The sequence below is a fragment of the Bacillus hominis genome, assembly GCF_018332515.1.
Taxonomy (GTDB): domain Bacteria; phylum Bacillota; class Bacilli; order Bacillales; family Bacillaceae_G; genus Bacillus_A; species Bacillus_A hominis.
Window position 1 is genome coordinate 1 of record NZ_BOQD01000001.1, and the last position, 25,053, is coordinate 25,053.

Annotated in this window: 21 protein-coding genes; 5 read left to right on the forward strand and 16 right to left on the reverse strand. The window is 34.3% G+C overall.

The window, feature by feature from the left end; all coding sequences use genetic code 11:
* Positions 1–185 precede the first annotated feature (185 nt).
* Positions 186–824 carry a nuclease-related domain-containing protein gene (locus tag KI356_RS00005; protein ID WP_000865997.1) on the reverse strand — a complete coding sequence of 213 codons (639 nt, stop codon included), beginning with the start codon at positions 822–824 and terminating at the stop codon, positions 186–188.
* Between the two features lie 16 nt (positions 825–840).
* Positions 841–1,224, reverse strand: a complete 384-nt coding sequence (locus tag KI356_RS00010; protein WP_000828164.1) for a hypothetical protein — start codon at positions 1,222–1,224, stop codon at positions 841–843.
* Positions 1,225–1,349: 125 nt separating this feature from the next.
* Here KI356_RS00010 and KI356_RS00015 point away from each other — a divergent pair, with 125 nt between their 5' ends.
* Together KI356_RS00015 and KI356_RS00020 are read left to right on the forward strand one after the other, a co-directional pair.
* Positions 1,350–1,934 carry a hypothetical protein gene (locus tag KI356_RS00015; RefSeq protein ID WP_000916405.1) on the forward strand — a complete coding sequence of 195 codons (585 nt, stop codon included), beginning with the start codon at positions 1,350–1,352 and terminating at the stop codon, positions 1,932–1,934.
* On the forward strand, positions 1,918–2,532 hold the full coding sequence (locus KI356_RS00020) for a hypothetical protein (RefSeq protein WP_000377936.1): 615 nt from the start codon (positions 1,918–1,920) through the stop codon (positions 2,530–2,532). The genes KI356_RS00015 and KI356_RS00020 overlap by 17 nt, the downstream gene beginning before the upstream one ends.
* 50 nt (positions 2,533–2,582) lie before the next feature.
* Here KI356_RS00020 and KI356_RS00025 read toward each other — a convergent pair whose 3' ends face one another.
* From KI356_RS00025 to KI356_RS00090, 14 genes are all read right to left on the reverse strand, one after another.
* On the reverse strand, positions 2,583–3,218 hold the full coding sequence (locus KI356_RS00025; protein ID WP_000806908.1) for a hypothetical protein: 636 nt from the start codon (positions 3,216–3,218) through the stop codon (positions 2,583–2,585).
* Positions 3,218–3,847, reverse strand: a complete 630-nt coding sequence (locus KI356_RS00030; protein WP_000586356.1) for a hypothetical protein — start codon at positions 3,845–3,847, stop codon at positions 3,218–3,220. The genes KI356_RS00025 and KI356_RS00030 overlap by 1 nt, the downstream gene beginning before the upstream one ends.
* 330 nt (positions 3,848–4,177) lie before the next feature.
* Positions 4,178–4,891 (reverse strand): hypothetical protein, encoded by a 714-nt coding sequence (locus KI356_RS00035; RefSeq protein WP_000494456.1) that lies wholly within the window; start codon positions 4,889–4,891, stop codon positions 4,178–4,180.
* A gap of 16 nt (positions 4,892–4,907) precedes the next feature.
* Positions 4,908–6,590, reverse strand: coding sequence for a DEAD/DEAH box helicase (locus KI356_RS00040; RefSeq protein WP_080466598.1), 1,683 nt, complete (start codon positions 6,588–6,590; stop codon positions 4,908–4,910).
* Positions 6,591–6,650: 60 nt separating this feature from the next.
* A complete protein-coding gene (gene ltrA, locus KI356_RS00045; protein ID WP_212934543.1) occupies positions 6,651–8,450 on the reverse strand; it encodes a group II intron reverse transcriptase/maturase in 1,800 nt (599 codons plus the stop codon).
* 700 nt (positions 8,451–9,150) lie between these two features.
* On the reverse strand, positions 9,151–10,830 hold the full coding sequence (locus tag KI356_RS00050) for a DEAD/DEAH box helicase family protein (protein WP_000938765.1): 1,680 nt from the start codon (positions 10,828–10,830) through the stop codon (positions 9,151–9,153).
* 71 nt (positions 10,831–10,901) lie between these two features.
* Complete coding sequence (locus tag KI356_RS00055) at positions 10,902–11,129, reverse strand: hypothetical protein (RefSeq protein WP_000114821.1); 228 nt, start codon at positions 11,127–11,129, stop codon at positions 10,902–10,904.
* 15 nt (positions 11,130–11,144) lie between these two features.
* A complete protein-coding gene (locus tag KI356_RS00060; RefSeq protein WP_000406894.1) occupies positions 11,145–12,266 on the reverse strand; it encodes a DUF6094 domain-containing protein in 1,122 nt (373 codons plus the stop codon).
* A 144-nt stretch (positions 12,267–12,410) separates the two neighbouring features.
* On the reverse strand, positions 12,411–14,339 hold the full coding sequence (gene ltrA, locus KI356_RS00065; protein WP_000999901.1) for a group II intron reverse transcriptase/maturase: 1,929 nt from the start codon (positions 14,337–14,339) through the stop codon (positions 12,411–12,413).
* 882 nt (positions 14,340–15,221) lie between these two features.
* Positions 15,222–15,359: a hypothetical protein gene (locus tag KI356_RS00070; RefSeq protein WP_000711095.1), complete on the reverse strand. Its 138-nt coding sequence runs from the start codon at positions 15,357–15,359 to the stop codon at positions 15,222–15,224.
* A gap of 21 nt (positions 15,360–15,380) precedes the next feature.
* Positions 15,381–15,794: a DUF6018 family natural product bioysynthesis protein gene (locus KI356_RS00075; RefSeq protein ID WP_000710687.1), complete on the reverse strand. Its 414-nt coding sequence runs from the start codon at positions 15,792–15,794 to the stop codon at positions 15,381–15,383.
* A gap of 468 nt (positions 15,795–16,262) precedes the next feature.
* The gene (locus KI356_RS00080) at positions 16,263–17,066 is read right to left on the reverse strand and encodes a hypothetical protein (RefSeq protein WP_000380115.1); all 804 of its coding nucleotides are present in this window, start codon (positions 17,064–17,066) and stop codon (positions 16,263–16,265) included.
* 164 nt (positions 17,067–17,230) lie between these two features.
* Complete coding sequence (locus tag KI356_RS00085; protein ID WP_000372479.1) at positions 17,231–18,946, reverse strand: helix-turn-helix domain-containing protein; 1,716 nt, start codon at positions 18,944–18,946, stop codon at positions 17,231–17,233.
* A gap of 37 nt (positions 18,947–18,983) precedes the next feature.
* A complete protein-coding gene (locus tag KI356_RS00090) occupies positions 18,984–20,441 on the reverse strand; it encodes a hypothetical protein (protein WP_000435649.1) in 1,458 nt (485 codons plus the stop codon).
* A gap of 695 nt (positions 20,442–21,136) precedes the next feature.
* On the opposite strand from KI356_RS00090, the gene KI356_RS00095 reads away from it, so the two are divergent.
* The 3 genes from KI356_RS00095 (at position 21,137) to KI356_RS00105 (ending at position 25,028) form a co-directional block, all read left to right on the forward strand.
* Positions 21,137–22,846 (forward strand): hypothetical protein, encoded by a 1,710-nt coding sequence (locus tag KI356_RS00095; RefSeq protein ID WP_000520273.1) that lies wholly within the window; start codon positions 21,137–21,139, stop codon positions 22,844–22,846.
* Between the two features lie 941 nt (positions 22,847–23,787).
* A complete protein-coding gene (locus KI356_RS00100; protein WP_000729369.1) occupies positions 23,788–23,931 on the forward strand; it encodes a hypothetical protein in 144 nt (47 codons plus the stop codon).
* Positions 23,932–24,062: 131 nt separating this feature from the next.
* Positions 24,063–25,028, forward strand: a complete 966-nt coding sequence (locus KI356_RS00105; RefSeq protein ID WP_002042157.1) for a tyrosine-type recombinase/integrase — start codon at positions 24,063–24,065, stop codon at positions 25,026–25,028.
* Positions 25,029–25,053: the final 25 nt, after the last annotated feature.

Sequence of the window (25,053 nt, forward strand, 5' to 3'; positions counted from 1 at the left end):
ATACTATTCACAAAAAGGTCCTAGTCCCCTAGAACCTTTTTTATTAGGAAATTCACTTATTTTTCTTCATCATAAAATATTTAGGGTCGCCTTTTAGTTTGTAATACTTCATGTTAAGACGAATAGCTACTATGGAGATTACTAAAAAACCTATTACATATAACATGTCTCTCTTTCCCCATTTCTTATTGTTTAGCGAACTTATTATGTAAATACTTCACATGTTTCTTTTCAACATCCTTATCCATAATGTTCGCTCGTAATATTGTTTGGTAGATGTGCTGGACCTCATCATTTGTTAGTTGCGCTTCAGTATATGATTCAATACATTTTTGTAGATCGTTATAATACAGGACATGTTTATCTTTAGATTGAACATTTACTCTTTTTAGACTGCATTTTGGATGGAACGCTGCAATAGAGATGGACGGCAGCTGTTGTTCCATTACCCATTCAATAGCTTTTATATGTTTATAATTTTGTCGAAATGGATTTTGAAAAGAAGATTTCTTTCTAAAAATACCCTGTGTCCACCTTGCAGCTTTCTCATTTCCATAGATCCATCCTTCGTAGTTTTTCGTCTCTATAACAAATACACCGGTTTCCGCGATAACAATATGGTCAATTTGCGTTGTATCACCATACTCAGTATGAATCGTAACATCATGTAACACGCAATACTTTTCTGAATCCAATTTGCTCAATGTACGCTTCACTAATTTTTCTCCGACTTTCCCTTTCCATTTTGGCACATGTTTTTTCACAACAAAATTTAATGGAATTAGAATTGCAATGAGAATTAACTCGAATATCAATACTTTCATTATAAAATCCTCCTTTTCATACTCTTACGTTTCTGCGCATTAGACGATAGATATATGTTTCTAATCCTAAAATAAAATATGAGATACATAAGCCTTTTATCACCATCTCTACAAATCCTAAGGCTAATGAAAGAAGGAGCCCGCCCCTAAACGGAAACGGTCTTGTCACTCTTCGATTTACTGGCTTTTCAATAACTCCAAAATTTGCCCAGGTAGGCAAACGCTTTTCCACATTCTTTACAGTGCCCGTTAATCCGTATTTAAGCGATAAAATGAAACATCCAATTAATAAATAAACGATAGATGAAAAATAGATAGATAGACTTATAACAATGATTGTAAGCAACCAACCTATTAAAATAGAATTCCGCAAAGCAATATATTCCCGATTTCTTTTCAAAACAAACATTCCTTTCAAAATAAATTAGGGTGTTTTTAAATGGAAAATATTTACATTTAAAAATAAGCATGATATGATACGTCTATATTAAATTTTGAAATAGCCTATAAAGGATTGTGATAGATATGTTAAAACTTGTAGTAGATAATACCGTAACAGAACCGGAACCAAAAACAGATTCAGCTTTTTCAAACTTTTTCACCTGCAAAGACTGCGTATATTATCTTTCAAAATCAGATTCTTGTAGTCTACAATTAGCAGCTGATTCAAATAATCCCCATATCCCTTATGAATGTGGGAACTTTGAAGAAACCTATGAAATTGGAACGGAAGATCCATTGAATTCACATATACATCAACGACTTCGTGAAGAAAAAGCGCAAATCTTAACTGAAAATTATCCAGCACAACCTTCTATTGATCCGATTCATAAAGATGCAATGTGGTATGGAACAATAGATTTTGGTTGTTGGATTGTAAATGACTCAAAAAAACGCTTTACTCTTGCAGAACAAGTTCCTTTTAATAATAACTGCCCAGAAAAATATGCTTCTCCTTTCCCTTTACATGATCACGGAGCAAAAGAAGGCATCAGACACTATATGTGCTGGTATGTGAACGAAAAGGGCATAGGCGAATACCATCTACTTATTGGCGGTGTCATCATGAAAATTGCAGAAGGAGTTAGGAAACTTGGATTCAATGACTAATCACATCTATAAGAAAAGAATGTTAGAACATACAATAGTATTTACCCTGGTACACCTCGTACCAATTCTTATTTCAACCAGCATCATATATTTAGCCATAGAACTTTCTAATTCGGAGTGGCATATTTTGCTTAGTTATGAAGGGATATTTACAATTCTGTTCCTTATAACGAGGTTCCTAGTCTTTCAAACAAAGACAAGTATTCTTTCTATGAAACAATACGAGAAATGGTTTTCCGAGTTAAATATTATTTTAGTTTCCATTTTCCTTGTCAGTTTTGCAGGCATACCAGCTCTACTACAAGTTGTGTTCATTCTACAAATGGCACTCACTTTCTATCTGTTAGAGCGTAGTTGTCTGTATATCGAAAGATTGACAATACATAATCTCTATACAATACAAGAAATCATTTGCGACAAAAAACAACTAAAAATTGATCGAATTATTCCCTATAATGAGGAACACGGAACTCTTACCATTCAAACTAAAGATGAACAATATTTTTTATATAGAGCAGTGTATCTAAGTGGCATATTATCTCCTATAACTAAGGAAACATTTGCGGAATATGAAAGAAGTAACCTAATGGGTAGATAAAAGGTACTGAATTTAGATTCAGTACCTTTTCTATCTTTATATATGGTTCTTTACATATTAGCAAATAGCCATGGAGCGAGTACGGCTAACATACACAGCAAACAAGATCCTGTTATGACACGGTTAGACCAACGATAATACTCAGGCTGTTTCGTACTTTCATGAATCTTTCTTAAACGAATACCTGCAATTAACATAAATGGTGTGAAAATAAGTGCTGTTGCTTTAAACAGGTCTAAAAAATCCGTAAAGATGTTCATAAACGAAAATACATCGGAACTAAATAAGAAGTACACACTTAGTCTCATGGACATCATGCTAATAAATGAGAAAATCATACTCCCAGTCGCCCACTTCATCCATTGACCATTCTTTGTAATTAATGCCATAACCATGACAATAACGCCTAATACGAATGAAATAGAAAAGATATTTACTCCTACTTTAAAAGCCGGTGCATACATACCTTCAATCTTTTGTATGATTGATGAGCCAAATGAATCATCTTTCTCTGTTGCTTTTGCTCGATTGTTTAATCCCTTTTGAAAGGACGACGAAAGTTCGCTCCCTTTTCCTTCATTAAAACTTGGTTTTACAGAAGCTTGAGCCGCTTGTAAGGGTATAAGTAGTAAAATCATTAAAATAAGCGTACATAGGACTCCAATCATCCCTTTTTCTTGTTTCATCACACATCACCCGCTAATTTCGGTTTAACGCTTTTTAATTTGATTTGATTTCCTTCCGCAACATAATAAAGATCTGCTGCATAATAGATATTTGCTTTCGTATATGCTCCCATAATAGCATTCGCAATTTCTTCCTTCTCTACTGCAATGTATGTTTCATTTTCATTGTAAAATTCAATTTCAATTCGATTAATATTATTATTTAGTACTGTGATATGTAACTCTTTTAGGCTATCTAGACGATTTCCTAATCCACATACTAATTTAAATACTTTATTTGCAATTGTTGGTGGTTTAACATAAGTCGTATTAAAATGAAGAGTTTCATCATCTATCACACCATCTTCTTCAACTTCACACGTCATAATAAAAGAATGATTTTGCTTTTCGATTTCTTGTTGACTCAACTTACGATCAATGACATACTTCACGCTTGTTGACAAGTTTTCTATATATTCATCCAGTTCGGTATTTGAAATTTTAACCTCTGAGAATTCCGGAAAAATCATGTAAGCATGTACATTTGAGCTACTTTTACTTACACGTAATACCTGAACTTGTTTCTTTTCATAGCGCACCGTTTGTTCTAATTTTTCTACTACATTGTTACTTAGGGAATTAATAATCATTTACATTCACCTTTCAAAATTGTTATTTTTTAAATCATAAATATTTTTACTTCATATAATCCTCATGTTTGGATTTAATCTATTTTAAGCATTGTTATATTGCGGAGAGTTCTCAGTTCTCCTGTTTTAAGATTATAATCACTTAATCTTAAACATTTTAATATTACAATGACGTACAATGTCTCATTATAGTCGAATATTCTTATATGGTGAATCATTCTGTCCCACTCATTTGTACAAAAATAAAAAAATGTTTTATCCTTGTACAAATGAGTGGAAAAATGCTGCATTCATACTATCTATCTATAAAAATACAACTAGGAAATTAATTTATATATTCCCTAGTTGTCTATCGCTCCATTCAACTAATGTATAAGAATACGGTGAATCAATTTGTAATTCTAAATACAACGGTCGATTTTCTGGTAAGATTTCTCCCTCTGTATGAATCCAATAACGCTTGTTATCCGACATATTCAGTACGCGTGTCAGTCCTTGTTCTCGTCTTATTACTTTTGCAGTCCACCCAACCCGATTCATATCTTCTACCTCTGATACTCCTTGTGGAAAAGGTAGATTCTGTTCTGTTTCTAGTGGGATTGGCAACTGTTCTAGTTCCGAAAACATCTCCTCATATTTAAATACTTCCTCTGGTATATCCTCATCGCTCGGAAAAGGAATTTCATATTCTGCTTCAGAAGCAGGAGTATGATGAAATTCTTCAGCATACTCCACTTCTTTTGCAACTTCCTTGTCCTGCTCAAACGCTTTTTCTTCTTCGCCTACATTTATTCGAATAGATGTAGCAACTAAATCGTATATATTGGCTACATCCTTTTCTAAGGTAATCTCTTTCGTTGGAACAGTAACACGTTCTTGTTCCCTACCAATAGGTCTATTTTCTCTCGGACACCAATAAACAGGTCGTTCCACCGGTTCTGGCCCTTTTTCTTTTTTCTTCTCTTCTATCAACATGTTTCTTTTGGTTTTGCAAACTACATAAACCATATAGCAAATTAGTGCGATAAGAAGTTTCGTAAACATGACTTTCCCCTCTCGTTTAACCAAATAAATCAAACTCAAATTGTCCTTCAATTACTTTATTTTTTCGTTTTCCTTTTCCTTTCTTTTGAGAACCATCTACTTCCACAATCAATTCATCCCAGAGTGTAATGTCTTGTTTTTGTACAAGCATACGCTTATCGGCATTCAATGTTGTTAAAGTACGTATGATATCTTCTACATTCCCGTCAATTTCAAGTTTACGTTGCTTTACTACAACGCCAGGAACTTTTTCTTCTTGGATATATTCAACGGCTTTTTGCACAAATTTCGCATCTTCCATATACGATACGTCAAATGTACTCGGTAATGTTTTCACCCAGTTTGTAAATTGGATCTCAATTGATTCAAACACTGGTGTAATTACTTTACCGATATTTGCAAGTACTCGCTTAGATTCTTCCGATGCTGCCTGTGTCCACTCTTCTGTTGAACCTTTTAATTGATTCCCGCTTTTAATATTTTGGATTAATAACGTCTGAAGATCTCCTGTATCACCAAGCATTGCATTCAGTCCATCACTTGTTGCATCACCATTCATTGCTTCAGCAGCTTTATTCTTTTGGGCAATTAATTGCGCCATCTGTTCTTGGAATGTTTCTCGATATCCAAGATAGAAAGTTCTGCATTGCTTTGTTTGACCAATGCGCCAATGTCTTCTTGCAGCCTGATTTAATGTAAATAAGCTGAATGATAATTGGTAGAAAATTAATGTTGGCGTCGCCAGCAAGTCCAATCCTACCTTAACTAATTCTTGTGAACAGATGATAACATTCACACCGCTATTTACTTGCTCTTTTAACCATGCACTGCGCTTTGGCGGAGTAACTGTATTCGTACGAAGTATAGCTACTTTTGCCCCAGGCACTTGCTCTGCAACCTTTTGTAAACGAGGCTGAATGTCTCGTTCTTTCACTGTAGATCCTGTATCAGATACATAAATGATGGTTGGACGGCCTTCAGAGATTTCAGTATGCAATATTTCTTGCAGCTTCTTCTCCTTCGGCTGTATACAATCCTCATCAAATCTGAATTCTTCGTTGGACCAAACTAATTCTCTTTCCGCATTATCTAAGTGATAGTTTGGGTAGTGATTCATATTGTCTGGATACGAATTTCCTGTACGAATATAAGAGAGCCATAGTTTCCCAACATCTGGTGTACCTTTCGCCCCTTCAATCGCCTTCTCAAAAGATTCTTTCATATGCTCATAAGCCTGTTTTTGTTCTTCTGACATATCGACAAGAATCGTAGGTACATTAATTAACTCCACAGGATTTGGCCACACATCTTTTAAGCGCACATTAATGGTTGTATCCATTAAAAATTGGGTAAACACATAAGGTGAAATACCAGGTACGACCTTGGTTTTATCTAAATTACCTTGTGCTCCACGTGAAGCTATATTAGATGTGACCTCACCATCATGGTAATATGTTCTCTCGATATTTCCGTAGGTTTCATTCCATTCCATTAAAGAACTGTATTCAAACCCACTTTTCACCATTTTTTGAGGGAACAGACGCCATAACGTATAGAATACGTCGCTTGCGCGCCCACCAAATAATGTACCTGTTCCAGCTACGACTTTCTTACAAACCCTTGCTAAACTTCCTAAAGCAGTTCCTTGTGCTGTTTCACTCTTTAATAGCGATAGGTAAGGTTTTGAAGTAATCTCCACCTTTTCCCCCGCTCCACACCGTACGTGAACCTTTCAGCTCATACGGCGTTCCCTCTAGTTTTATCTAATAGTAATTCTTTCGAGTTTACATAGCTTCCTGAGTTGGTTGATTTTCTCAATTTGTTTTGTGTGCAATCGTAATCTATTAACATACCTTAGTACGGTGCCTTCTAGTGATGCATGGATTAATGTATGGATATCTTTATGAACGATAATAAGATTCTGAAACTCATCTGTTCCACCAAGGAAAGTGGGTTTCTTATGATGACAGTGAACATCTCTAGCTTTAAGCGGTAATCCAGTAATAAAACATTTCCCTTTTTGTGCGGAATATTTGGATAGTCTATTGTCCATATATTCGATGCTTCTATTAGGAAGTCTGGATTTCATCAGCTCGGTAAGTTCTTTGTCCCAATCGAATACTTTTTCATCTGTATAGGGGTTAATGGACTGTGAATAATTTAGATTATTCTTTGTTGTAACCTGTCCTATAGGAAAAAGATATACACCTGCTACCCTGTATGTTTTACGTGTATTTTTGTAAAACTTTAGGTATGCCCCTTTCTCTGGAAGTTCATTGGGCTTGCCATACCATGCAATTTTTTTCAGTCGGTTGTTAAGAGTTCGTAAAACCCTATATTCAATGTCGCTCATATCCTTAACAATGTGAGTAGCATATTGGAAATTATTTTGGACTCCTAATACTACTGAATTGTAAAGATTTGCATTGCCGGCCGAAGGATGCTTTTGTATCTCATAGATTCTTTCTTTTAATTTCGTGATGATTTGTTTTTGTTTGTCATCATCTATATGCGAGAAGAATACCCTTTTGTTTCCCTTGATAGTAGATTTAAATTTATAACCTAAGAAGGAAGAAGACTTCTTTCGAAGATTAATAATTTTTGATTTATTTGGTGAGATTTCAAGCTTTAGTCTTTTATTTAAAAAATCAACTACTGCATGAAACCATTTAACCGCTGAATCGTGAGTGTTAGTCATGATTCTAAAATCATCTGCGTACCTCACTAAGAATCCTTCTTTAAGTTTAGAATTTCTTCTAAGGTTAACGTATTTGGAATAGTTGACGGAGTATTGGTACCTCGTTTCAAAGCATTCCCATTGATCGGCTACCCATTGGTCTAAGTCATTGAGGACAATGTTAGATAGCAGTGGTGAAAGAATTCCACCTTGGGGTACGCCTTTTGTTGGTATACCTTCTCCTTTAATCGGTGCTTTAAGCATTTTGCTAATTACAGCGATTACTCGTTTGTCTCTTATGCCAATATTCCAGACTTGTTTAAGAAGAATGGAGTGATTTACATTATCAAAGAAACCTTTTATATCAATATCAACCGTGTAGTGATATTTATTGATATTTACTAATGTTTGAACTCTTGCAACCGCATGTCGTGTAGTACGTGTTGGCCTAAAACCATAAGAATGATTGTAGAATTTCCCTTCGCATATTGGTTCCAGAACGTTCAGGAACATTTGTTGGACGATTCTGTCTTGTATGCAAGCAATACCTAAAGGTCTTTTCCCTTTTGAGTAATTTTTATCTATCCATACACGTCTAACCGATTTTGGTTTGTAGTTTAACACTAGTTCTCTCATATAATGAATGAACTCATCTTGATTAGTATTAGCAAGATCCCAAATTGTTTTGTCATCAGTACCCGGGGTTTTTGAACCGGTGTTTGATTTAACTTGCCTATATGCTAATAAAATATTTTCATCCGAAATGACAATCTCTAGTAGGTTCTTGAAATTCTTAGTACCCTCACGACTTCTTTGGAATAAATCATTCTGTATTCCTGTGAAATCGTAGTATTGTTTATGTCGATTTGCTATCGCGCTCATTGGTGTAGAAATCAGCTCCTCTAAGTGATTTCCAACTCACCTTCTTACCCGAAATATGAGCTACAACTCTAACTCGAATTTCTATTAGTAAAACTAGACTTGGGCCTATCCCTCCACTATGTTTCCATAGCTTCAACGGTACTGTGACCCTACTTTCACAACCATAAACACATTTCGATTCATTATTGAATCTTATAGTGAACTTCCCACTGATAGGTGTTTGGTATAGAAGTTGGCTGCTTACCACGTTCCAATATACCTAGCTTTACATATACCCTTAGATGGCTGCTTTACACCTGTGAGCCTTATAGTCTCTTTGTTGACTATGCCGATTTTCATAACGAATAATCTTACTCATCGGTATCTCACACTACATAAGTAGCAAGAAAGGTTTCCCATTCTTTAGTCCTATAGGCGCGTACATTCGCAGTCTTCGTCAGTTCCCCATGGAACATTCTCATCATAGGTATTTTATAGCGTCCCGGCCTATCTCTAACCATACCCTCTCTGTAAGAGTGGCTTTAGAATTAGATTCAGCCGACTTCACCTAGTTTCATACATAACGCAATGTATCTCTATCAAGATAAATGCATGCAGGAGTATTAGACTGTCAGTTTCAGCTCAACATGACGGCTTTCATTCCTGACATCGGTATATCAGTTGTACCTAAAATACTTTTAGGCCACCTATTTCGTATCAATTAAGCGACACTTATAAGGTAACGTGTCACACATTCGTGAACTTCATCAACGATAAGAGCATCAAAGAAGTGTTTCATTTTTCTACGAATATACTCAACAGTAGCTACCTTTCGATATGCTCTTCCTGATTGTTTCGCATCATATGGCTTCACACGATTCTCTAGCTCTAGTTGTTTTTGCAGCGGTTTATTTCCCTCTTTTATTGCTTGTACTAATTTATTTTCATATTTGGTCCAATCTTTAAAACTCGCATATTTCGTTTTTACTTTTGGACTCCAAATGTTTGAATTACAATCAGCACATACACTATTTTTATTTGTTTTCGAATCTAAGTCACTTGCTGTAAAATCTTTATACTGGCAGACTTCTTTCTGTTCACCATTAGCTTGTTGAACTATAATAGAAGACGTTTTTTTACGTAACTTAGCACCACAATCTGGACAATAGTATCCATTCTTATAATATCTTTGCACCTCTTCCTCCGATTTCTTGGAAAGTGCAATTTGCTTATAAGGTAATGGCATCTGTTTAATAGAATCCCCTCGCATTGTAGTAAAACTAATGACAAAGAAGGTTGGCTTTTCTGGTTTTGGTCTTCCTGCCTGGATCCAAGATTGATGAATGCGAATTAAATCCTCTGTACGTTTAATCAGATGTACATCTGCGTCTGGTATTAAGTGTCGTATTTCTTCTTTTGCCCACTTCTCAGTTAGAGTCGGTGGCACAAATACGCAGGTACGATATCCTTTTTGTCCTGTCAAATGGAAATATCCATCTACTGTCGCTGTCATAATTGCACTTTTTCCGCTCGACATTTCCCCCTGTATAATGATCCCTTTTTGTACTTGTAATGCTTTTGCTGCACCTGTTGCTACATGTGCCTGTACAGGGAATAATGGTCTTTGGTATGTATCAAAATGAGATAATGCCTGTTCTTTCATCGGTTGATGTAAAGGCTCATCTAATTTTGTTACTTTATCAAGCATGACAGGCGAATATTCCAATAGATATTCATTTAAATCATTAATTTCATTGATCTTTTCACCTGTACCCTCTTGCGGGAATTGACATTTTCCAGTACGTATCATTTCTGATAAAAACTCTTTACAATCCTCCTCTTTTAACGCTACCTGCGCAATAGATAGAGAAGTAAATTCATTTCTATCAAAATACACATTTAATGGTTGTAACAAATTTCTTGTTAACATCTCTTCATAAATTGGTTTCGCCCATTCTTCTAAAATTGGGAGACCATATGGAGGAGCCATTAAGAAATCTCTTACTTGCATTTCTGGTGCTTCATCAATTGCCACAATATACTTTTCTTCTAATTCTTTAGAAAACGCAATAATTGCCTTTTTTCTATTTACTGTTTGTGTATTTATAAACTCAAATTGTCCTTTCGAATTTACATTCATTTTTTTGCCTAATACATAATGTAATTCTTCTTTTTGCCCCTCTCCAAAATACAAACGACTAGTACCCATTGATATGGCTGCTCTGAATGACTTTAATGTACTGTCATTCGCACCTAACACTGCAAATTGCATTTGGTTGTTATGATTAACTGCCATAGCAAAGCAGAAAGCTGAATGTGAAGCAGTGCCTGTCTCCAATTGCAACATCGCTGGTGTTTGTTCATGGTCAAATGTATCTTGTTTAATTATTTCTTGTAACATAAGTTTCCCTCCTAAAATAAAAAACGCATCTTATTCGATACGTTTCATGTCCTACTCATTCAATTTATTGGTTAAAAATCTATAAACTGTTTCCACTCTGGTAATGACTGTTCAGCCGCATGTAGCATATCACCTGCACCTTGAAAGACAGAGAATTGCTCTAATACTTTCAAATATGTACCTGCACCTAATTGAGAAGCACATAAACAAATGACTGTAAGTACAATAGCAATACGAAATATACGATTGCTAAACTCCCATACAATGTATAGTGCTCCTATCCCTAACAGTACAGACATATCTCTCTTCCTTTCCTAGACAAGTTCTTTGACTTCACCAGTTGGTGTTGCGATGATAAATTTCGCGCGGCGTTTTTGTAATACAACTTCTTTCGTTGTTGTTTCCAGTTTCTCGAATGAAGTTTCAAAAAACACATTTTCAGAACCACGAACAGCATGGAGTGTATCCCCTTCGCCTAGCAACCCATCTGCCACACCCGTTATCAGCAATAGCCCTAATTGTCCAGAAGCAATTGGCATTTTCGCTCTCTCTGCAGCTGTTTTTTCAGCTTGAAGTGAGTAACCATTTCCTCTATTTAATCGTTTCTTTAATGTTAAGATCCCCTCTGATTTGCCTACACCTTCATAAGCATTTTTATAATCCACTCGAGATGTGAAAATCAATTTGTTTTGATGTCGCAATTCAGGTATAACCCAACTTTTACGATTCACCATTTCTGCTAATGTATTTACATGTTCTTTAACAAAAGCCAATTCTGACATATTCTCACAAAAATTAGCGAATCGATCGTTAAAATATGTATCATTTTTCGTAGCTGCACGCTTACGGCCAATAAAGACACATTGATTAAATTGCTCAAATTCGTTATTTTCATCACCAAAACGCATTAATCCAATTTCCTCGTAATTCTTAGCTAAAAAGTAGCTAATTTCATCACGGGCAAAACGATCGTATGGAATGACATACACCATAATGCCACCATCTTGTAAATAATGGTGTGCACGCTTTAAGAAGTTAAATTCCATTTTCTCTGATTTCTTTTTTTCTGTCCGAAGCTCTGTATTATACGGTGGGTTTAGAAAGATAAGTGGAAAATAGTCATGACTAATCATCATACTTTCAAAGCTAGAGCGTATCACTACATCTAATTGCTCTTTTGCTTTGTTATATCGATTTGCATCTAATTCCACACCATATGTATCAAGTTGTATACCAACTTGCTTCATCGCATCTGCAAAACTTCGTAAAATTGTACCTTCTCCACAACATGGATCAAAGCAAGCATAAGCTCGCTCTGATTCCATTTGTAATAACTGTATTAAATGATTCCCTTCTGTTAGTGGTGTTGGATAAAATCCAGCCGCTAAATCATTTCCTAAAATTGTCGATAGGTAAGTCTTTGAGGTTATCTCCAACTTTTCCCCCGATCCGCACGGTACGTGCCACTTTCACGGCATACCGCGGTCCACCTATATTGTAGTTTTCTTTTCATCTAATAATGATAAGCTCTAAGCAAACAACGCTAGTTGTTCATGTTCCATATCCACTTCATTTTGTGATTACATACAGATTTCCTCATTTTTGACTAATTTCCGCAATTTATTAAGTTTGCCTAACTGTTCCTCGTTGAGTTTTAATTTATTGAGGAATTGGTTTATGGTTTCTATATTGGTCGCGTGTATTAGTGTATGGACACTTGGCTTGATGATGGTAAGATTTTTGTAGCTGTCATCCCTTGTTTCACTCCATAATCGCTTATGGTGACAGTGGATGTCCCAAGGCGAGAGTTTCTCACCTGTTACACTGCATCTTCCTTTTTGTGCAATATAAAGAGAAATTCGATTATCATTGTATTCTATGGTTGCCCGTTCATTTATAACTGGGTTTTCTCTTAACCATTTCAGTTCCGCTTCGGTTATTTCTGCCAAGTTTTTGTGTATAAGGGCTCGTCCTTCTGCGGTGTATCTGTTAATAGATTGCTTTTTCATCATCGGTTTTTTGTGTTGAATATAGGAGATTGGTAAAATAGGACATTTCATGAGAAATCTCATCGCTTTTGACTTTAGGTATGGTTTAATACCTCTGTCTTTCCCTTTATATTTCCCTATATTCGTGTATCCGTTTGTGTTGCTTTTTCCTCTAATTTTTGACTTTGGGAATCTGTTATACATCATGTGACCAAGACTATGGTTCATTTTACTGAAATCCAGGGAAGCATGCGTTGCTATTTTATAATAGTTGTGCTTACCAATGACCATGCTGTTGTATATACTGATTCTCTTAATTGTTTCATTAGAGTTTGGGGTTCTCTGTATCCTTTTCACTTGTTTTGCTAAATCTTGTTTTGTTTTTTCCAGTGCTTTTGGAGAGATGTGTGTTACTGCAATGTATCGTGTGTTACCGTTCTTCTTACCTTTCTTTACAGCCTTAAGAGTGAAACCTAAGAATTCACTCTGTTGCTTTTTCAGATTGGTTACTTTAGACTTTTCGGTTGAGATAGGCAGTTTTAGACGTTCTTCTAACCACATTTGAGTTGCTTCGAAAATTTTCTCCGCATTCCTACGTGTATTTGTAAAGATTTTAAAATCATCTGCGTATCTTACGATATACATTGGTTTCATCTTGGATGTTTTGGATAGACAATATGTTACAGTGTCATTACTCCAAATCCCATCTTTCAATCTCGGCTTTACCTTCTTGGCTTTGAAAGTTTCCCATTGATTACTAATCCACCAGTCAAATTCGTTAAGGTTAACATTGGCGAGTAGTGGACTAAGGATACCACCTTGCGGGGTACCTTTGGTCGGAAATATCGTTTTGCCGTTAGGCAGTTGCACTGGCGCTTTCAATATTTTCCGGATAATGACTAGTAGTTGTTTGTCACGAATACCCAGTGTCCATAGTTGGCGCATGAGTTTGACGTGACTTACTTCGTCAAAGAATCCCTGAATGTCTATATCCACCACATATGTAAGGTTTTGCTGATTTACCCGTTTTGTTGCGTCTGCTATAGCATTTTCAGCACTTCTGTTTGGGCGAAATCCATGACTTCGGTTACAGAAGTGTGCTTCACAGATAGGCTCCATTACTTGTAAGATGCATTGTTGGATAATCCTATCCCACATACTTGGTATTCCCAGAGGTCTGGTTTTCCCATTGGGTTTCGGTATTTCCTTGCGCCTTACTTTCTGCGGTTGGTAGTTTTGAAAGCGTCTTTTTACTTCGTTCAAGAAATAGCTTTGTTCCATTCTCTCAATATCCTTAATGTTTACATTGTCACAAGCTGCTGTTTTACTCCCTTTGTTTCCTTTAATATTACGAAACGCGAGGAGTATATTTTCATCTGATATAATGATAGGCATTAAATTTTTAAAAGAATTTTTCTTTGTTGCCTTCTGGTATAAGTTATCTAAGAAAGTTTGGATACCGTAGTATTCGTTGTGTCTTAGTTTCTTATTCTTTGGCGTGGACTTAGTTCTATCATTCATGGTCTATCACCTACTCTCATATTGATTTGGTGACCTTTTGAGTCTTACCAGAATCCATGCAAGATTAGATGAAATTTCAGTTCCTACAAATAGGCTTGTGGCTGTTCCTCCAATTCCATTACAGAATCTTCAACGGTCGTGCCACTACTCTCACCACTATTAAGAATACTTCCCTCGGTTACCCGTTTCGTATTCAACTATATCCGCCGATAGAGTCATAGACCCAACGTTAGTGGCTTTCGACGTTCCGTTCAGACTATCGTTGTTTTAAAGATCTTTCAATCTCCGATTTAGGTGCTTGCTTTACCCCGTGTCTAGCTCCGTTGCCTGTAACAACGTTAGGATTGGTCACTATGCGATGTTTCCAATCCATTAGACAAGTCTTATTTTCAGACTCCGAATCATTTCTGACCCGTAAACCTATCGAGGTGTACATTCGCAAGTTCGTCAGTGTTTACACATTCTCACCTTGTCGGTTGACAGCATACGGTACTTAGTTAGTTCCAGCCGGTTTATTATTCCTGCTGGCTTTCGGTTATCCATATAGACACTACGAACCGTAACCGCATGTTTTACCCTGCTTCCAACATCTCACTCTGCCGAGTGTATGCAGTTGGGAATCTCACTGGGAGAGTTTCGGGGCGTTACTCCTTCATTCCTCTCACTCGCCTGAACAGTTATCCTACTCTTTATTGTTTTCGATGTTTCTACAATTAAGAATAGTCCTCGTTGTCGCCTATGCTCCCGCATTACTTACTCGAGAACGTCTCGCACCGCATAATCGTTCCCTCCAAGTTCTTTTTTTACAATAAAAAAAGGAAGATCCAAGTAAATACATCACTTAGTTCTTCCTTTTACCCTCTATAAACTACCTCGACTTTATTAAAAAGGTAGTTCTTCATCTGTAATCTCCGGTAGCTCATCCATACCAGCAAAAATATCATCCGGCTCTTGGGATTGTTTTCTTGTTTCCTGCTCTTTTGGATCATCTAATTCTGTCCAAATGCTATCTTTTTTCATTTTCATATCCCTCTATCCTTCTTATTTTTCAGGTTCATATACAACTTCTTCGTAATCGAAAAAATAATCTTTCAGCTTACGTAGGATTGTACGAAACTTCGGTTCAGCTACGATCTTTGTACCATGGTAAAAACTTTGTTGCCCGACAAAACGCCATAAGATTACGTAGCCTTCTTTTGCTTCCTGTATGCCTTCAATGTATAAAGCGATTTCTTGAATAGCAACCTTTTCATTAAGAGTATCTGGTTTAAAGTATTGAAATTTCCCATCTGGTAATATAATTTCAGCTTCAAAACATCCTCTCATTTGATTCACTCTTGCTCTGGATTCAGATGACATCGCTGCAGCAGCATATGATTTCTGATTTTTTTCCATTCGTGTTTTATGTTCCTCTACTGTTGGTACTAATTTTAAGTGTCTACAATCTTTTTTCATTTTACTATCTCCTCTACTGTTTAATTTGTTATTTTATTCTTAATAAATAACCCCGCCTGCAAACTTGAAAACAACACAAAAAGGGCTTCTTCAAGTCGATTAATAATGTGCATAGCAAAATAAGCTATATATACACTAATCGGCTCAAAGAAGCCCTTTCACAAATGAAACAAGACGCAACTTGCTTCTACAACTCAACCACAACACAAAAAAAGGTGTGGGAATAAACGGAATCAAATAAACTAACAATATACCTATATATTATACATTTTAGATTTACATTTCAAGATTTTTTTACAAAAGTTGCTGCCGCTAGCGAACTAATGTGTGTACTATTGGGACGAAAAATATATTTTCTCCAAAAGAATAAATGTTAAATAGAAAAAGAGGCATTTTAAAATGCCTCTTTTTCTATTTCTTCATTATAAACTTGTTCTGCTAATCCCTTAACCTTTTCATTTGTTGAAACTACTTTTGAATTTGAGAGTCAAGAAATTCTTTAAAATCTGTCGCCCTATCTTCACTAATGATTGCCATCTCGTTTACAATTTCATATAAGAGTTCGTACGCAGAAAGATACGATTCATGAACCCGTTCATCATTTTTATAAAGATTTGTAGAGTGAACTTTGTCCAAAGCATCTCGAATAGAGATAATTCGCTCTGTATAATTGTTATCTGGTAATAACATAGCTTCTATTAAATCATACATAGCAAATATTTCCGCGAATGTTATAGAATAAGGTCGGGTACATTCCTTAATAAGTAAGAAAAAATGAGTAAAAAAATAAGGAGCTCTTAATTCCTCATCTACTACTTTGTGCTTAAACTTTAATGATTTGTTAATTTTTATAAACTGCTCAAAGAAAACATTAGCAAATGTAATGTTTAAATCAATTTCATTCTCTTTTTGTACAGTGTTAGGTACTTCACCTTTATTTGAAGGGTTTGAGAAATCCCTTTTCCAGACTTGAAAGATATTTATAATATCCAAACTTGTATAAGCCAAGTTTTTTTCAATATGTTGCATTATTTCATTAAATATTTCAGAAGAGCTTTGGTGAATATTGATAAGTTCATGAAACTCCTTATCACATCCCTCTGATCTTATATATTCGGTTAATTTAAAAATTATTGGTGAATATAAGTTTTGATAACATGCTTTCTTATAGTTTTTCTTTTCTCTTCTTAGGGTAAGAATGTGACTTATTAATTGTGCGGTAGATGCGGCTAAAAATGAACCGATAATAGTTATTACTGTTTTTGTATCCATATAAATCCCCTTCCTTTTAATAGGATAAAGAAAACTATTTAATGTTTCAAGGCTTATAAAGCACTTATAATAAGTGTATATGGAGTATTTAATGAAATTAAAAGGGCTTAGCCATTACATTGGCTAAGCCTCTTTATATTAACATATATATTTATACACTCACATTACAACAGATTAACTACCTCTTGACGCTCAATCCACTTATCTAATTTATTACATGTTTCCTCGCTTAATCTTTTTCTTTTACCTGTTAATAGTTTTGAAAGATTAGATGGTGATATCCCTATTTCTTTTGCAATATCCCTTAAACTACATTTATTTTCCTCTTTATATTGCAGGATTTTCTGCTGGTACCAATTGATATCCTTATTTACTTGCTGCTGATTCATTTGAAGTGGCTGAATATCCTCTTCCTGTACTTCTATTACTGTCTCTTTTGCTAATGTTTCTATCAATTTGTTTTTAGGGGCTATTTTCTTCTTTTGTAAGAGCTCTTGCTGTAAAGATACTAATTCATCAGTAGGAGTAACCGTTACTTTAAGATTTAACCAATAATTCTCAAGCCAGTTACGCCCAGAACATTTCCCCTCATCAATCGGGGTTTGATACTGCCATTCCTTTATTACTTCATCACGCATTAAGTCATCAAGCGTTTTTTCGAATACATTCCTTATTCTAGCAGGATTTTGATTCATACTTACACCCATAACACTTAGAAGACCTTTGGGGCCACCAATTGAATAAGGATGAACTAAATGCTGATAAGCCTGCTGAATTCGCCACCTCCAACTTAAATACCTGGTTAACCTTTTATGATATCGTTGCTGTTTACTATTGTATTCAAGTGCCTTCTTCGATAATAAACCTGTCAATTTTTCCGATCCAAATAAATATTTCGATAAAAATGTTCCTGGCGCTACATTCATACTTTCAATACCCAACATTTCATCAGTCTCTATATCTTTAGCAAATACTATTTCATCCATTACGAATAGTCTTCGTACTCGTTGCTTTTTATAAGCAAGTGACTCATTAGGATTTTCATCATCATTTAATATAACTATTTCATTATCTTCGTTTACATATATAAAAATACTTGCCAGTGCAGCTAGACGCTCCATAATCTTTAAACGGTCCTCTTTGCGATAATAAGACTTACCATTTCTCACCTGCTTCATGCTACACATTTCGAGTATCTCTTCATATCCTATATGCACTGAGCTATTTTCTGCATTTGCCGACTTCACCCAGATTTCAGTTACAATATCTAAACAATCTGCAGTTAAATCATCCATTACTCGATCAACAAAAGTAGAATCAACTAATGTATTCCACCTATTTAACTCTCCTGCACCTCTTAATTTCATATCTCCGTCATTAAAACGTGATGACACTACTACAAGACTATTACTTTTATCTGGTAACTCAGCAATATGTGCATTTAATTCCTTATCTTCTGTAAAATTGTTTTTTGCAATTGTGTCCGTTAAATGGTACATAAAACCAGCACTACTATGCTCAATGAAGCTCTGCTGCTCTTCCGTATAATTTTTTTCTCGTTTTTGTGTCACTAAAGGAATCTCAAATTCTTTTTCAATATCATTAGCAAGCAATTCAAATACTTCAGGTCGGTACCCTTCTATCTGCGCAACAATTTCCATAATACCAACACCTTGGGATTCCTTATACGATATCCAATTTGCTAGTTTTTTAAAGGAAGCAGATGTATACACTGGATCATCTACATATGTTACGTCACTATTAATTAATGTACAAAGGCCTTTCCATTTGTGGAAAATACGTTCGTTATTATTGAAATTGTGAAAAAGTGGGTATGCCACTAATAAAGTATTTTGAAACAATTGTTTTAGTTGATCCATATGTCCCTCCAATACCTCTAATGCAATGGTAAATTTATTATTTATAGTTAGCGGTTTTTGATAATTCTTTTAATAAATCCGTACATTCTTCTTTAAATTTTGTTGTTTTTTTAAAATAAATAAGAATTTTTCTTATATCATCTATTTGTTTTTGTGATAAATATGCTGGATACATAGCGAGTAAATGTATGTATTTTATAAAGTCTGCACTATGAGCATATTTAACTATTTTTTGTATTCCTTCATTTGAATCGTAAAAAGTTGGAAGTGGCTCTTTTCTATATTCATTTATAAATTCAAGTACTTTGAATTCAGCATCCCATTCACCATATAGAGTATTTTCCTGTTCAATTTCATTTACTAAGTTTCTCATTCTATTAACAGGTGTAGCATTAGAACTATTCACAAATTCACATAAATACAATAAATCTAAAATTAACATATTAGCTGTATCTTTATAATTCACATCGTTATGTAGTCTTCCGTGCGCAGCAGTATTTCTCAATTCAATAAAATCATACATAAAGTATTCGTGACATTTAAAATTTTTATCAACAGCTACTATCTCTTCTAATTTTTTATCAAAAGGAACTCTATCTATTTTTGAGGGAGAAATCCCTAACTCTATACAATAATCATATATTATTCCTTCAATTTGAAGAGGTATAATTTGACAAAACAACTCCATTCTTTCTTCGCCATATATCTCTATAGCTTTTTTAATCATTCCCCTTTTATTAAGAATATGATTTCCCTCTATAATTGATAAAATATCATTACAAAAATCATTTGAATTTATATATTTGTCCACGAGGTCATGAAATTTTTTTTTGTCATGTATATAATGAGATTTTAATACCATGTTCTCCTTAATTGTCATGTGATTAAATTTATAGTCCAATCCAGCAAATACCGTTATTTCATATTCTTTCTCATTACCTCTAAAAGAATATGGAGGATTGGTTATATCATAAAAGATATTTGAAAATAAATTATCTTTATGTTGTTTCTTTTTACTCTTTATTTTCTTATATACATATGATTTTATGTTTTCTGCCATATAATCACAAACTTCATTTTTTGCCTTATTAAGCTTTTCAACTAAGTATTGATATTTTATCTTTTCATATCTATCAATATCTTTAACTTGCTGCTGTATTTCATATTTTTGGATCAGAGAATTAATTTTCTTTAAGTCTTTCATTACCAGTAAGACTTCGCTATTGAAAACCTCATACGGTTCCAGATCAGCTTTAAGCCCCATTATCTCTTCTGCCACTAACCTAAATAATTCTTCTTTTCCCTTTGGTAATTCCTCCAAATCATAATCATATTTCTCACAAATCTTATTAGAAATTGCCTCTGTATTTAATTGAAATACATTTACTTCAAGAACATCATTTAAAAAGTGACGTGCAAGTACATTTTTATTAACACGAAAGAATATGTCATTATCTATTAATTTCTGTATAGCTCTCTCTATTTTTTGTTCCATAATTAATTCCCCCTACATATGTACACCGTATAAATGTTATTAAAAATTATCTTATAACATCTTTCCCAATATATTTAATCATACCTTGCTAACTTTTCAGATTCAATTTGTAGTGTTTCTTCTTTTAGAGGAAACACTTTTCCCAAGTTGTGCGTATAACAAAAGGAAACACCTGCAACAAAACAAACTACTTTTGGGAAACAAATTTCTTCTTTAAACACAAAACAGGAAACACTTTTCCCAAGTCATGCGCGTAACTTCTTTTATAATCCTGCTATAAACCCTTTTATATCAATAATTGTATTGTATCTTCATTTTTTCAAAACATAAATAAACTCTATTTTTTTCCCAAGTCGTGCGCGTAAAAAAACGGAAAACAGGAAACATTTTTCTCAAGTCGTGCGCGTAACTAAAGAACAGTGAGTAAGAAACGTGATTAGATCAAGGTTTATTGTGATTTCCCTGTTTCCTCTAGCATCGAAACAGGAAACACATTTTCACAAAAGTTGCACATGAAATTCTTTATAACTTTTTTTTGAAGCCTTGTAGCTCAAGGGTTTAGCATGTGTTTCCTCTTTTTTAAAACTCTCTTAAAGGGCACGTTTTTACAAAATTCGTTTTGATATAATCAAAATTGGAATATTTTATAGTCTTTTGGCATATATTTCTGAATTTGCAGAACGGAGGTGAAAAAGATGGGGAAATCATTTGTAATACGAAATCAACGTAGCTTAAATGGGGAAACAACCAATGCTGTGCTAGTAACATTAAAATCTTGGCAAAGATTTGTGGAAACATTTGAGGAGAAATACTACAGCTATAAAGATACATATTTAGAAGATATTCTGCAACACATGACATACGAAGAACGTATTGCTGACGAAGAAGGCTTTGTCGAAAAAGCCAAACCATCTTTTTCACGTCGTGCATTGTCTGCACTTGCAGAAAAAACGGGAAGAAAACATAAATTATACGGCATTACGAATGCTGATCTCGAAGTTTTCTTATATCTACATAAGAAATGCTTTACTAATGGTGTCATTCCGAATGTAACAATACATATGATGTGGGAAGATTACAAGCAATATAAAGAAGAATTTGCTTATATCCAACACTCTCAATTCTATATTGCATTAAAGAAATTAAACTTACATAACATTATCTCCATTGAAAACGGAGTAGATGGCCGATATACAATCAAGCTGACTCATTTTATGAATGAGGAAACAGAAAAAGCAAATCCATACGTATATATTAGTCCTGTTGTATTTACCAAGGCTTTCTTTAAGCTATCTGTAGCGGCTAAGAAACTATTCTTAGACATTGCCATGCAACAACATACAGAAACAACATTAAAGCGTTCATTGGACAAGCAGGACGAAAGAGGCAACAAAACTCACTTCGGTGGGATGTATCGTTTCTTACATAAAAAATATCCGCATCAAATCCGTTCCGTTATCGATGAATTAACAACGGCATTACCATGTACGGGGAATCCCCTATTCAAAATTTGCAAAATGCAAAAAGGGGTAAAGCATACAAAACGATATACAACCTTATATTTATCTATTCATTCGGACTTTTTATGTACAAAAGAATCTGGAGAAGAGCAACATAGGGATCCATTTACACCAAAAACTACCTATGCTCGTAAAGCGAAGTTTATAGAAGCAGTTCTACAAGAGATGAATATCGGTGAACTGTCTGCAGACATGAATAAATTCATTCATGTATTAAAGCATACTTGTCATCGTCAAATCCGCAGCGTAATTCGTGGACTCCGTGACATGATTGATCGAAAAGAAGGATATCCAACGAAAATTGTATATACATTGAAAAAACTATTACATCAAACATCTCAATATCAAATCCTTGATGCTGCAGCGAAAGAAGGTATTTACCCTCTTATTGCGCAACATATACCAAAAGAGAGAAATAGTGACCGTGAGCAAGCTGTCTTTAATTTCGGTTTACATTATTCTATGTACTCTCTACACAACATTAAGAAGATATTTAAGAATGTACATGCACTACTGAAACAGAAGTTTGCGGTACCTGTGACAGAAGAATCTTATCACCGTAATTATTTAAAATACCAGGAAGAAACGTTATTTAGAAAATATGCATATGATCAAGGTGTGAATCTTCATGCATATATTGCTTTAGAAATTGAAATGCGTGAAAAATTAAAAGTACGTGGCCATAAAGAACGCACAATTCCAAGTGATGTACGTGAATGGTTTATTGAAGAAATTGATAAGCTACCGCAAGAGCAGCTGCGTGTGATTGAGCTACCAAAACAGTTTAATTTACTAGAGTTTATGCGTACCTTCGAACGTTTAGTACGTGCTGGTGTAACAATAACAGCTCCAGATCAGGTGCTAACCGCAATGGAAATAAAATAATAGCAACTAGCTCTCTATTTTTGAAAAAAACAAAAGTGGAGGGCTATTCGTGTTTATTTGATTAGTAACACCTTCCTACTACTCTATTTATAAATACTAAATCGAAAGAACTTCATGTAAAATGGAGTCTTTTTTTATGCACTTCTATACAAATTTGATTCTATCAATACATAACTCTCCACATAATACTAGAGTATATTCCTCTAATGTATTAAAACCTATCTCATAATACCTACAAAAAATCAAAAGAAAAATTATAAAAATAGTGGATATGAGGACAAATATGATCCAATGTGGATATAATCTTTCTAAAATCATTGTAATTATTAATGTCGTTGTATTTATCTAATAAAAATCATCAACAAAAATGTGAGTTATGTGTAAATACTGAGTAATGGTAACAAATAGCAGCCTAATCTGAATAATATGTGGATAATCAGACGGTTAAAATCAACTTAATCACCAAAATAAGTAAAAAAAATTCTATTTAAGCAGTTGAATAAATATACTGTCATTTGTATTAATTTCTTTCCGATTTCATGTAGAAACATATAATTTTCTTTCTGCTTTTTTGTAGAATTAAAAGTCTAATAATCATTGAATCTACGAATACATTTTCTGCTATTTATGATTTTTTAGGTTCTAACATGAAATTTTCCCTTGTAAGAGTAAATCTTTCCCCTGTTTTTGATAACCTATAATAGTTTTATCTTTATTTCTTTTTTATATAAGATATATATTTATATTAGATTTTTAATACAGCAAGTATGATTGTTAATAAGATGTCCGACCTAATTGAAAATATTTGTAAATTGCGTTATAATAATGGTAATTAAACAGATCATTTACCCTCATACAAAAGGACAAACCTATGTATCCCTACCAGGACTAGGTTTGTCCTTTTTTCATTTTAATAAACAATTTATATTGGAGGATTAAACATGGCTGCATTAAAAGATACAACTTACATAGAAATGAATACCTATAACGAGATTGGATTTTTTAAAGGTATTCTTTGGGGATTAGTTTTTGTAGTGCCTTTTTGGAGTATTATGATAACTCTATTTATCTGGCTTTTTAATTAATAAACAACATATCCAAGACGCAAAGGGTTGTTTGTCCGTTTGCGTTTTGGATATGCCAGCAACCGTGCGTAGCAAAGGGCGGTAGCAGGTCTTTCACTTGCTTTCTGTTATAATATATCTAAAGAAATTAGGTGATTATATTGAACAAGACAATTAGCTTAGAGAAAACTTTAGAAGATTTCTCTACATATTTAAGTGAAAAAGGCCGAAAACATTCTACAATCCAACGCTATGCATACGATATTAAAGATTTTTATAGATGGTTGAATGAAAATGAGTTGCTTTTACATATCAAATCATGGAATGAAATATCCGTAGATGATTATCAAACTTATTTCTCAGTGTTAGAAAACAAACGAGAATATTCGCTTAAAACAAGGCACAGGATATGGGTGGTTTTAAAGAAATTACACTTGTTTTTAGGTATAGTTAGTCCATTAGATGATATTCATCTCTCTTTAATTCCGGATCAATCACTAAATGACAATGATTTTATTACCGAATCGGAAGAAGCACTTTTAAAACAAACCGTTCTATCAACTAAGGGATTAACAGAGAGACAAGCTAAATACCGTCCTCTAATCATGGATAGAAACGCTTGTATAATTAATTTAATAGTAAACTACGGTTTGTCTTTGCAAGAGCTTGTATCGCTTAATATGAACCATATACAGTTTGCTAGGAACACTTTAATTGTTCCAGGAGAAAACGGAGATACTAGATCCATCTTCTTAACAGCCGAAGCTACACAACAGCTTTACAAATATTATTCGACTATCCCTGAACCTGTAAGACCTCGACAGCACACAGATAATCCTCTATTTGTGGCATTTGATTTTAATCGAGGTACTTATCGATGGGTTTACGAAAATGATGCACCAAAAGCTTTGTCTGAGGTTGCTATACAAAAGATGATTCGACTTGAAGTGAAACGAGCAGAATTAGATAGGCGTATTTCTGCACAGCAGATGAGGAACACATTTATCCTTCGCCTTATTAAGCAAGGACTTTCTGAAAGTGAATTAATTGATAGAATTGGTTTTAAGACTAAAATATCATTGAAAAGATATTTTCAATATTTAAGATTAAGCTGTTAATAATGCTCTAGATGAACAAGTCCAT